This window comes from Azospirillum sp. P4_B5 (assembly GCF_056402275.1).
This window is the reverse complement of the sequence record NZ_JBFUHT010000082.1, coordinates 1-11,249: the sequence shown is the minus strand read 5'-3', so window position 1 is coordinate 11,249 and position 11,249 is coordinate 1. Positions and strand designations below refer to the sequence as shown.

The window sequence follows — 11,249 nt, the reverse complement described above, 5'->3', positions numbered from 1 at the left end:
TCATGTAGGCGCGCGCCAGCCATTCCATCATCGGCAGCAGGCGGGCGACCACCGTGTCGTGGTCGAGCACGTCGCCGGTGATCGGCGCGAAGGCCGGGCCGACCTGCTCGCCCGACACCTCGTCGCGGCCGCCGTTGATGGCGTAAAGCAACGTCTTGGCGAGGTTGGCGCGGGCGCCGAAGAACTGCATCTGCTTGCCGATGCGCATGGCCGAGACGCAGCAGGCGATGCCGTAGTCGTCGCCCCAGTAGGGCCGCATCAGGTCGTCGTTCTCGTACTGCACCGAGCAGGTCTTGATGGAGGTCTCGGCGCAGAACTTCTTGAAGCCCTCCGGCAGGCTCTCCGACCACAGCACGGTCAGGTTCGGCTCCGGAGCGGGGCCGAGGTTGTTCAAGGTCTGGAGCATGCGGAAGCTGTTCTTCGTCACCAGCGTGCGCCCGTCGAGCGCCATGCCGCCGATGCACTCCGTCACCCAGGTCGGGTCGCCGGAGAAGAGCTGGTCGTATTCCGGCGTGCGCAGGAAGCGGACGATGCGCAGCTTGGTCACGAACTGGTCGATCAACTCCTGCGCCTCCTCCTCGGTCAGCAGGCCGTCGCGCAGGTCGCGCTCGACGTAGACGTCAAGGAAGCTCGACACCCGGCCAAGCGACATGGCCGCCCCGTTGGCCTCCTTCACCGCCGCCAGATAGGCCAGATAGGTCCACTGCACCGCCTCGCGGGCGTTGGCCGCCGGGCGCGACACGTCGAAGCCGTAGGACGCCGCCATAGCGACGAGTTCCTTCAGGGCCTTGATCTGCTCGGTGATCTCCTCGCGCAGGCGCAGCGTGTGCTCGTCGATGCGGTCGACTTCCAGGCTCTTGTACTGGGCCTTCTTGTCCTCGATCAGGAAGGTCGCGCCGTAGAGCGCCAGCCGGCGGTAATCGCCGATGATGCGCCCGCGGCCGTAGGCGTCCGGCAGGCCGGTAATGACACCCGACTTGCGGCAGCGCAGCATCTCGTCGGTGTAGACGTCGAAGACGCCGTCGTTGTGCGACTTGCGCAGGCCGGGGAAGACCTCCTCCAGCTTGGGCGAGGGTGTGAAGCCGTAGGCCTCCAGCCCGTTCTTGACCATCCGCCAGCCGCCGAAGGGCATGATCGCGCGCTTCAGCGGCTTGTCCGTCTGCAGACCGACGACGAGTTCAAGCTCCCGGTCGATGTAGCCCGGCGCGTGGGCGGTGATCGAGCCGAAGACCTCCGTGTCGGCGTCGAGCACGCCGCCCTTGGCCGCGCGCTCCTCCTTCAGCAGGCCGGTGACTTTGTCCCACAGCGCTCGGGTCCGCTCGGTCGGGCCGGTCAGGAAGCATGAATCCCCGGCGTAGGGGTGGACGTTGCGGACGATGAAGTCGCGGACGTTGACCTCTTGCTGCCAGACGCCCGGAACGAAGCGGCGCCAGGGGCGCTCGGCTTGCTGTTCCGGGGTCTCGACGAATCCGTCTCTCAGCAGGGTGTCCATGATGTCTCCTCACGAAAAGGCGTCTGGGCGGCACGCGCCGCGTCGCTGATCGACCCTGGAGGCCCCCCAGTGGAGGGGTCGGAAGACCGCCGGACCCCGGTCAGGGCGGGAGCGGCGGTATGGCAACGGGCTGTGAAGCCGGCAGGGCCAAAAGTCATTCTGTAGTTTTGCTACATAGACCGGAACCACGAGGCGCGCAAGGCAAAAGCGGTTGATTTTCCACGTTCTTTGATGAAGTTACTGTGACGGAACGCCGCATCGTCGGCGGTCCCGGTATGTGGGACAGCGCGACCGATAGCACCCTTCTATCGGGTCATGTAGTTTTGCTATCCATGCTACGGTGGCAGACGGACGGAACAGAGGAACAGGCCGATGCTGGCGAGGATCATGGCGGTGCGCGACGGGCTTCGTCCTTCGGAACGGAAGCTGGCGGACTGCGTGCTGGCCCAGCCGGGCGAGGTCATCACCCTGTCGATGGCCGATATGGCCGGGCGCGCCGGAGTCAGCGAACCGACCATCGCCCGCTTCTGCTCCGCGCTGGGTTGCAGCGGCTTCCGCGAGTTCAAGATCAAGCTGGCCCAGGACATCGCCGCCGGCATGCCCTTCATCGACCAGGAGGTCAGCCCGGACGACCGGGCGGCGGGAATCGCCGGGAAGGTGTTCGACCGCACCCTGGCGACCTTGATGCAGGTGCGCAACAACCTGTCGGCGGAATCGGTGGACCGCGCCGCCGACCTGCTGGCCGGAGCGCGGCGGATCGAGTTCTACGGCTCCGGAAATTCCGGCACGGTGGCGCAGGACATCCAGCGCCGCTTCTTCCGGCTGGGCATCCCCACGGTCGCCTACAGCGACGCCCACGTCTATTTCGTGTCGGCCCTGTCGCTCGCCCCCGGGGACGCGGTGGTCGCCGTTTCCAGCTCCGGCGGCACCCGCGACATGCTGGAGGCCGTGCAGAACGCGCTGTCCGCCGGGGCCGCGGTCGTCGCCATCACCCGCTCCGGTTCGCCGCTGGCGCAGCTCGCCACGGTCAGCCTGCTCGCCGACGTCACGGAAGACTTCGACATCCACTCGCCCATGACGTCGCGCATCAGCCATCTGGTCCTCGGCGACATACTGTCGATTGCCGTGGCGCTGCGCAAAGGCGACGCCCTGCGGGAGCGGCTGGAGCGCCACAAGCAAGCGCTCAGCCGCCACCCCCGGGAACAATAAATACTAGTATATCAGTCTGAGGGCAAGCCGCTTCGGGCGGACGCGCACGGCGTGCGCCGTTTCGCCGCGGATCGATGGTTTTCGGAACAGCCTAACGGGGACGGGAGAACAGGCGCGGGTCCCACCGCACCGGCTGCTCCGCGGAAGCGGTGATGCGTGCGGCGTCGGGATGGCGCTGGTTTATGATGATGTTGCGGTCGATCGCCGTGACGGCGGACGGCACCAGAAGAACCGCGGAACGACCCTCGTCGAACCACCGGTCGCCGTAGGCGCTCGCCGCCGCATAGCCGGGCTCGTTCCAGCCGGGCACATGGGCTGGATCAACGGTTTCGATGACATCGTCCGGAATGGCAATCGAAACGAAACGGTCATTGACCGGAGCGCGGCCGATGGCCGTGTAGACCAGCCGCTCCAGCATGCAGATGGCGAAGGACCCGCCGCCATAGATCACCCGGCGCCCGCGCGAGTTCCAACGCCCACCGTGCAGTTCGGCGCCGGTTCCATCGAACACCGGATGGTTGGCACCGGCAATCCGGAAGGCGATCACACGGGAAGCCCATATTCGATGGCCGCGAGGATCTGTTCGACCTGCCGCGCCCCAAGGTCCGTCACCGCCGCCTCCACCGGCGTGCGACCGCCCAGCATCGGGTGCGTCGCCGCCAGGAAATCCTGGGCGTCTTCCTCCACGCCCCAAACACTCAGCGCGTGGGCGGTGATGCGGGCCAAGCGCTCCGTCCGCTCGCTTTCATCCCGGCTCAGCCGATCCCGGCGCCGCTTGTAGGTGGCCTCCGGCACGATGCCGTACATGATGGCGCGGCGATGCCGGGGATCGCGGGTGACCCGCTTGACGACGGTGCCGAGCGTCGACTTGGGCAGTCCCTCGTCAACGGCATCGCTGAGATCGGCCAGCGAATGGACCGGGCGCCCGATCAGCCGCTCTCCCCCCAGAACCTCGGCCACCATTTCCGCGCGGATCATGGCCCCTCCATACGGTATCATATGGCAAAAATATGAGGCCGGATGATCCTTTCGGCAAGGACAAAGCACAGCCCGCGAAACCCGGCCAACAAGCAAGGCCGACAAGCAGGGCCAGCAAAAAGCCCGGCCCCGTTTCCGGGGCCGGGCCTTCCGCTTCCAGCCGCAGCCGAACCGTCAGTCGCCGGCGGGCACCGGCTCGGCACCCTGCGGGGGATGGGCGCCGGCACGCTTGCTGCCGAACAGACGGTAGACCGCGACGAAGAAGACCGGGACGAAGAGGATCGCCAGCACGGTGGCGGAGATCATGCCGCCCATCACGCCGACGCCGATGGCGTTCTGGCTTTCCGAGCCGGCGCCGCTGCTGGTCGCCAGCGGCAGCACGCCCAGCACGAAGGCCAGCGAGGTCATGATGATCGGACGCAGACGCTGGCGGCACGCCTCGATGGCGGCGTCCTTCAGCTCCATGCCCTCGTCGTAGAGCGCCTTGGCGAACTCCACGATCAGGATGGCGTTCTTCGCCGACAGGCCGATGGTCGTCAGCAGGCCCACCTGGAAGTAGACGTCGCTCGGCAGACCGCGCAGCGTGGCGGCGAGCACGGCGCCGATAACGCCCAGCGGCACCACCAGGATGACCGACACCGGCACCGACCAGCTCTCGTAGAGCGCGGCCAGGCAGAGGAAGACGATCAGCATGGACAGGGCATAGAGCGCCGGCGCCTGCGACCCGCTCAACCGCTCCTCGTAGGACAGGCCGGTCCATTCATAGCCAACGCCCGGCGGCAGCTTGGCCATCATCGCCTCCATCTCCTGCATCGCCTCGCCGGAGCTGACGCCCGGCGCCGCGGAGCCCTGGATGTTGAGCGACGACATGCCGTTGTACCGCTCCAGCTTCGGCGAACCGTAGGTCCATTGCGCCGTGGTGAAGGCGGAGAAGGGGACCATCTGCCCCATGGCGTTGCGCACGTACCAGCGGTCGACGTCGCTCGGCTGCATGCGGTAGGGGGCATCGGCCTGGAGATAGACGCGCTTCACACGCCCCCGGTCGATGAAGTCGTTGACGTAGGAGGAGCCCCAGGCCGCCGTCAGGGTCGTGTTGACGTCGGTCAGCGACAGGCCGAGCGCGCTGGCCTTCTCGCGGTCCACCGTCAGCTTGAACTGCGGCGTGTCCTCCAGACCGTTCGGGCGGACGCCGACCAGCTTGGCGTTCTGCGCCGCGAGGCCCAGCAGCTGGTTGCGCGCCTGCATCAGCCGGTCGTGCCCGACGCCACCGCGGTCCACAAGCTGGAGGTCGAAGCCGGTGGCGTTGCCGAGACCCGGAACCGAGGGCGGCATGAAGGCGAAGACCACCGCGTCCTTGGCCTTCGACAGGGCACCCATGGCGCGGCCGGCGATGGCCGTCGGCTTGCGGTCGGCGGACTCGCGCTCGCTCCAGTCGCGCAGCCGGACGAAGGCCATGCCGGCGTTCTGGCCGCGGCCCGCGAAGTTGAAGCCGGCGATGGTGAACAGGCCCTCGACGCTGTCCTTCTCGCTCTCCAGGAAATAGGTCTCGACCTGCTTGGTGGTCTCCATCGTGCGCTCGATGCTGGCGTTCGGCGGGGCCGACCACAGCACGAACATGGTTCCGCGGTCCTCCTGCGGGAGGAAGGAGGAGGGCATCTGGAGGAACAGATAGGCCAGACCGCCGACGATCAGCGCGTAGGCGAGGCCGTAGCGCCCGAGCCGCGACACCGCCCCGCGCACGCCGCGCAGATAGACGCGGCTGCTCGCGTCGAAGCCGCGGTTGAACAGCCCGAAGAAGCCGCGCTTGGCGTGGCCGTGGCCCTTCGCCACCGGCTTCAGGATGGTGGCGCAGAGCGCCGGGGTCAGCACCAGGGCCACCAGCACCGACAGCGCCATCGCCGACACGATGGTCAGCGAGAACTGGCGGTAGATGGCGCCGGCGGAGCCGCCGAAGAAGGCCATGGGGACGAACACGGCGGACAGCACCAGCGCGATGCCGATCAGCGCGCCGGTGATCTGGCCCATCGACTTGCGGGTCGCCTCGCGCGGCGGCAGCCCGTCCTCGCTCATCACGCGCTCGACGTTCTCCACCACCACGATGGCGTCGTCGACCAGCAGGCCGATGGCCAGCACCATGCCGAACATGGTCAGCGTGTTGATCGAGAAGCCGAACAGCGACAACACGCCGAAGGTGCCGAGAAGCACCACGGGGACCGCGATGGTCGGGATCAGCGTCGCCCGGAAGTTCTGCAGGAACAGGTACATCACGGCGAAGACGAGGATGATCGCCTCGATCAGCGTCTTGACGACCTCGTGGATCGACAGCTCGACGAAGGGCGTCGTGTCGTAGGGGTAGATGACCTCCAGCCCTTCCGGGAAGAAGGCCGACAACTCGGTGATGCGCGCCTTCACCGCCGCGGCGGTGTCCAGCGCGTTGGCCCCGGTGGCCAGCTTGACGCCCAGGCCCGCCGCCGGCTTGCCGTTGTAGCGGGCGGTGATCTCGTAGGTTTCCTGCCCGATCTCGATCCGCGCGACGTCGCGCAGCCGCACTTGGCCGCCGTCGGGGTTGACGCGCAGCAGGATGGCGCCGAACTCCTCCGGCGACTGCATGCGCGACTGCGCCATGATGGTGGCGTTGATGCGCTGGCCGGGCACCGCCGGGGCGCCGCCGAGCTGGCCCGCCGACACCTGCGCGTTCTCCGCCTTGATGGCGTTGGTGACGTCGATGGTGGTCAGCTGGTGGCTGTTCAGCGCGTCGGGGTCCAGCCAGATCCGCATGGCGTGCTGCGGGCCGAACACGGTGATGTCGCCCACGCCCTCGACGCGGCTGATCGTGTCCTGGAGGTTGGAGGCCACATAGTCGGCGATGTCGCCCTGGGTCAGCCGTCCGTCGCTGGACACGAAACCGGCGACCATCAGGAAGTCGTTGCCGGCCTTCGACACCTGGAGGCCGCGCTGCTGCACCTCCTGCGGCAGGAGCGGCACGGCGAGCTGGAGCTTGTTCTGCACCTGGACCTGGGCGATGTCCGGGTTGGCCTCCGGCTCGAAGGTCAGGGTGATGGTGACGTTGCCCGACGAATCGCTGTTCGAGGACATGTAGCGGAAGTGGTCGAGCCCGGTCATCTTCTGCTCGATGACCTGGGTGACCGTGTCCTCCAGCGTCTTCGCGGACGCGCCGGGATAGCTGGCGGTGACGGACACCGTCGGCGGGGCGATCTTCGGGTATTGCTCGACGGGCAGGCCCAGGATCGCCAGACCGCCCGCCAGCATGATGACGATGGCGATGACCCAGGCGAAGACGGGCCGGTCGATGAAGTATTTCGACATGGATCGGTCCTCGGTCTCAGCGCGCCTGCGGTCCGGGCAGGGCCGCGACAGCGGCCTGCGCCGGGACCGGCTTGACTTCGGCCCCCGGCTTCACCTTCTGAAGCCCCTCGACCACGATGCGCTCGCCCGCCTTCAGACCGTCGGAGACCAGCCAGGCGTTGTTGATCGCCCGCTCGGTCTTGATGGTGCGCGGGTTGACCTTGTTGTCGTCGCCGACGACCCAGACGCGCGCCGAGCCGTCCGGACCGCGCTGGACCGCCTCCTGCGGCACGGCCAGTGCGTTCTCGGCCACCCCCTGCTCGACGCGGGCGCGCACGAACAGGCCGGGCAGCAGCTCCTGGTTCGGGTTCGGGAACACCGCGCGGAGCTGGACGGAGCTGGTCCCCGGATCGACCGACACGTCGGAGAACTGAAGCTCGCCGCGCTGGGGATAGGGGGCCTCCGCCGCGTGCAGGAACAGCGAGACGGGAATCTTGCCGGGCTCGGCCGCGCGGATGCGCCCGCTCGCCATGTCCTGGCGGAGCTGCATGAGCTGCGAGGCGGTCTGTGTCACGTCCACATAGATCGGGTCGAGCTGCTGGACGGTGGCGAGCGCCGTCGCCTGATTGGCGGTGACCAGCGCGCCTTCCGTCACGGCGGACTTGCCGATGCGGCCCGAGATGGGGGCGAAGACCCTGGTGTAGTCCAGGTTGATGCGCGCCAGATTGTAGGCGGCCTTGGCGGCGGCGACCTGCGCCTCGTTCTGCTTCAGCGCGGCCATGGCGTCGTCGTAATCCTGCTTGCTGACGACGCTGTTCTTGACGAGGTCGTTGTAGCGGCCGGCCTTGTTGCGGGCGGCCTGCAGGTTGGCCTCCGCCTTCTGGATGTCCGCCTGGGCGACGGCGAGGTTGGCCTCGTAGGTGGCCGGGTCGATCTGGTAGAGCTGGTCGCCCGCCTTGACGTCGCTCCCCTCCGTGAAGAAGCGCTTCAGCACGATGCCGCTGACCTGCGGGCGGATCTCCGCCACGCGGTAGGCCGAGGTGCGGCCCGGCAATTCGGTGGTGACGGACAGGCTCTGCGGCTGGATGGTGGCCACCGCCACCTCCGCCGGTCCGGGCGCCGGCTGGCCCCCGGCGGCGTGCTTCTTGTCCTGGCAGGCACCCAGCACCACGGTCAGGGAGGCCGCCACGGCAAGAGACAGAAATGCGTTCCTGTTGAACATCCGTTCCTCGTGAAAACGCCGTGATGCGGCGATGAAATGTCCTAATGAGCCGGGGAGGTTCCACATTCCACCCGGCTTTCGGGGCCGGCGGAAAAGGCCGGTGCGCGCGGACGGTGCGAAATGACCCCTTTATTCGTACTGTCTCATACAGTACACTGTACCGGACGATACATTCAGAACGACCGTTCGCGCAAGGGGGAACCGCAATGCCCGACAAGGGGGCATCCACACCGTTCCAGGGTGGCATCGCCGGAATTGGCACTGGCGGCTTCGACCCACCCGGCTGCGGCCCGCGCGGACAGGCGCGCTGCCGGGCGCTGCTCGACGCCGCGGCGACGCTGTTCGTGGAGAAGGGATTCGCGCTGACCTCGCTGTCCGACATCCTGCGGCAGGCCGGCGGGTCGCGCACCACGCTCTACGAGCATTTCGGCGACAAGGAGGGGCTGTTCCGCGCGGTGATGGAGCGCCACTGCGACCGCGTGCTGGAGGAGATGTCGGCCATGCGCACCGCCGGCCCGGCGGCGCTGGCCGAGGAGCTGGAGGAGAACCTGTTCCGCGTCGGCCTGCACATTGCCGGCACGCTGACCATGCCGGAAACCACCGCCATCCTGCGCATCCTGGTGTCGGAAGGCAGGCGCATTCCCGACATCGCCCGGGCCTTCTTCCAGGTCGGTCCGGAGAAGACCATCGGCTGGCTCGCCGACTGCTTCCGCGACCTGGCGGAGGCCGGGCGCCTGCGCATCGACGATCCGGAGGGGGCCGCCCACGCCTTCATCGGCATGGTGGTCGGCGACCTGCTGACCAAGCGGCTGATCCTTCCGAATGAGCCCATCTCCATGGAGGAGTTGGAGCGCTATGTCCGCCAGTCCGTCCGGTTGTTCCTCGCGGGGGCCCAGGCCTAACCTCACTCCCAAACGTAAGAAAAATCATATCTTGTGTTCAAGTTTCGAGAGATGTGATCCGCATTATACGTTTACTTTTCAGATTAATAAAACAGACATCTATTGTCTGTATTTTTAAGCACCATCCTTCTCAAGATATTCAAAGGAAGATGGTTTAATGAAATCATGAAGATTATTTCATATACGCACGAGCGATCTCTTCAAGATATATGCGCAGATACTAAAATGTAATTTTCCTAACTGATATTCTCAGATTGTATGCAGAAATATCACCGTCAAATGTTCACTTGACATATCTTAGAAAGAATGTGATTTTTAAATTTAGGCTAGATTTTTAACATCTTTACAACAAAGGAGATAATTATGGAAATTAGTGACTTAGCAAAGTACTTTGAGCTCTCAGAAAATGCATTAAATTATCTTGGGAAAGCATTGGCATCAGCGGCAGCTGGGGCGCTTATAGCGCATATAATGCATATAGTAAGAAAAAGGATTCCAGCCCGATTATCGTGGGGATTAAAAGAACACAGAACTTCTGTATTTGTGCTTGCGACTTCAGCAAAAGTAAATACAGGAGAATATATCAGGTATTCTTCAGGTATTGGACAAATTAGAGCCGTAGGCATCCTTGTTCCTGGATTTATTAGGGCGTATAAAACAATAAATTCAAGCAATGTCTTATTGTCGGAAGAACTTCCCGAGATTTATTGTGGGAGAGACTTAATTGTTATCGGAGGGCCAAAAAACAATAAATTAACGGAAGATCTTCTTAAAAAAATGGATAAACTACCATATACTATGGTCAGCAATCAGATCATCAATAGAATTAATAACACAAAAATAAAAGGAGTAATCAAAAATGGATTTGTTACTGAGGATTATGGACTTATCATAAAGACGAGAAACCCTTACAATAGGGAAGCGCGATGCCTGATTATCATGGGCACACACACATATGGGTTAGATGCTGCTGCAACAGCATTCGTAGAAAACCTATCAAAATTATCATATCTCTTTGTTAGCGACTATGTTTGCTTGGTTAAAGCATCCGTCTCTGGTCACTATGTAGGAAAACCAAAAATTTTAGACTTCAGAAAGATCAAAAATGGTGATGATGAAACTTTGAACCTTTTTTCCGCTGAGATGGATGAGGAAGCGTCATGAAAGTTATAGAATCCTTCCTAATGGGACGGATGGGTTATGATTATCTTTGCGAGGATTCAATATTTATCAATGATAATTATGTTGCTGTTATAGATGGAGCTACGCAGAAAAGTGGAGTGAAGATTGACGGCGTAACACCGGGACGCTCAATTTCAGAGACAATTTTATCTTTCCTAAAGACAGCCCCCTCAAAGCTTTCTGGTGAGGATCTTATCCGCGAAGTGGGGGATTACGTTCAGAAGAAATTGCTGATTCCCAATGGAATAAACAAGACAGATGAACATTCGCCCTCGGCTTCTATCGCAGTTGTTACAATAGATACACTGAAGATCACTATTGTTGGAGACGTACAATCAATGATAAACGGGAGTAAAAGCGTAAGAATAAAGAAGTTTGATGAATTCATGGGAGAAGCCCGATCCCTTTATATAAAAATGCTAATCTCCGATGGAAGATTTGAGAATAATGGATTGGATATGGGGCGAGAAACAATAATGCCTTGGCTTGGAATGCAGCATGTTCTACGAAACAATCCAAATTTTGGAGAATGGAGCTATGGCGCCATCGACGGTCACAAAGTCGATAAAATGCATATAGAGGAGATTAGCATAAATATTGGTGATGAGATCGTGCTGTGTACTGATGGATACCCAACAATAAATGCGTCTCTTGCATTGGCAGAAAGTGAGTTAATGCATTATCTTGAGAAAGATCCATTGAGAATATATGATGCTCCAAGCACAAAAGGACTTGAAAAAGGAAATCTATCTTTTGATGACAGAGCTTACGTCAGAATAATTATATAAGCAACAACGAGCACATGACGTCACTACCGGGAATGCAAAGGTAATAAAATTGCTCTATATATAAATCAGTCACTTGCCCGATACGCGGGAACAGCCTAGGCGATAAAGCCACATAAGGTTGAATCAATATGTTGATTGTCAGAGCAGCGCCGTTCCAGTAGGATTCATTC

At 62.0% G+C, this 11,249-nt stretch carries 9 protein-coding genes; 4 read left to right on the top strand and 5 right to left on the bottom strand.

The window, feature by feature from the left end; all coding sequences use genetic code 11:
- A partial coding sequence (locus AC1DVI_RS31170; protein WP_476961276.1) for a pyruvate formate lyase family protein occupies nt 1-1,492 on the bottom strand: 1,492 nt, incomplete at its 3' end.
- A 372-nt stretch (nt 1,493-1,864) separates the two neighbouring features.
- On the opposite strand from AC1DVI_RS31170, the gene AC1DVI_RS31165 reads away from it, so the two are divergent.
- Entirely contained in the window at nt 1,865-2,701 is an 837-nt protein-coding gene (locus AC1DVI_RS31165) for a MurR/RpiR family transcriptional regulator (protein WP_145629618.1), read from the top strand.
- A 91-nt stretch (nt 2,702-2,792) separates the two neighbouring features.
- On the opposite strand, the gene AC1DVI_RS31160 is transcribed toward AC1DVI_RS31165, so the two are convergent.
- From AC1DVI_RS31160 to AC1DVI_RS31145, 4 genes are all read right to left on the bottom strand, one after another.
- Nucleotides 2,793-3,248 carry an RES family NAD+ phosphorylase gene (locus AC1DVI_RS31160; protein ID WP_476961275.1) on the bottom strand — a complete coding sequence of 152 codons (456 nt, stop codon included), beginning with the start codon at nt 3,246-3,248 and terminating at the stop codon, nt 2,793-2,795.
- The gene (locus AC1DVI_RS31155) at nt 3,245-3,679 is read right to left on the bottom strand and encodes an antitoxin Xre/MbcA/ParS toxin-binding domain-containing protein (RefSeq protein ID WP_476961274.1); all 435 of its coding nucleotides are present in this window, start codon (nt 3,677-3,679) and stop codon (nt 3,245-3,247) included. Before AC1DVI_RS31155 ends, AC1DVI_RS31160 begins: the two co-directional genes overlap by 4 nt.
- Nucleotides 3,680-3,853: 174 nt before the next feature.
- On the bottom strand, nt 3,854-7,006 hold the full coding sequence (locus AC1DVI_RS31150; RefSeq protein WP_476961273.1) for an efflux RND transporter permease subunit: 3,153 nt from the start codon (nt 7,004-7,006) through the stop codon (nt 3,854-3,856).
- A 16-nt stretch (nt 7,007-7,022) separates the two neighbouring features.
- Nucleotides 7,023-8,207: an efflux RND transporter periplasmic adaptor subunit gene (locus tag AC1DVI_RS31145; protein ID WP_476961272.1), complete on the bottom strand. Its 1,185-nt coding sequence runs from the start codon at nt 8,205-8,207 to the stop codon at nt 7,023-7,025.
- A gap of 206 nt (nt 8,208-8,413) precedes the next feature.
- Between AC1DVI_RS31145 and AC1DVI_RS31140 the strand changes: the two genes are divergently transcribed.
- The 3 genes from AC1DVI_RS31140 to AC1DVI_RS31130 all read left to right on the top strand — a co-directional run bounded on the left by AC1DVI_RS31140 (nt 8,414) and on the right by AC1DVI_RS31130 (nt 11,079).
- The gene (locus AC1DVI_RS31140; RefSeq protein ID WP_476961271.1) at nt 8,414-9,109 is read left to right on the top strand and encodes a TetR/AcrR family transcriptional regulator; all 696 of its coding nucleotides are present in this window, start codon (nt 8,414-8,416) and stop codon (nt 9,107-9,109) included.
- Between the two features lie 363 nt (nt 9,110-9,472).
- Nucleotides 9,473-10,273, top strand: coding sequence for a hypothetical protein (locus tag AC1DVI_RS31135; protein WP_476961270.1), 801 nt, complete (start codon nt 9,473-9,475; stop codon nt 10,271-10,273).
- Complete coding sequence (locus AC1DVI_RS31130; protein ID WP_476961269.1) at nt 10,270-11,079, top strand: hypothetical protein; 810 nt, start codon at nt 10,270-10,272, stop codon at nt 11,077-11,079. The genes AC1DVI_RS31135 and AC1DVI_RS31130 overlap by 4 nt, the downstream gene beginning before the upstream one ends.
- Nucleotides 11,080-11,249: the final 170 nt, after the last annotated feature.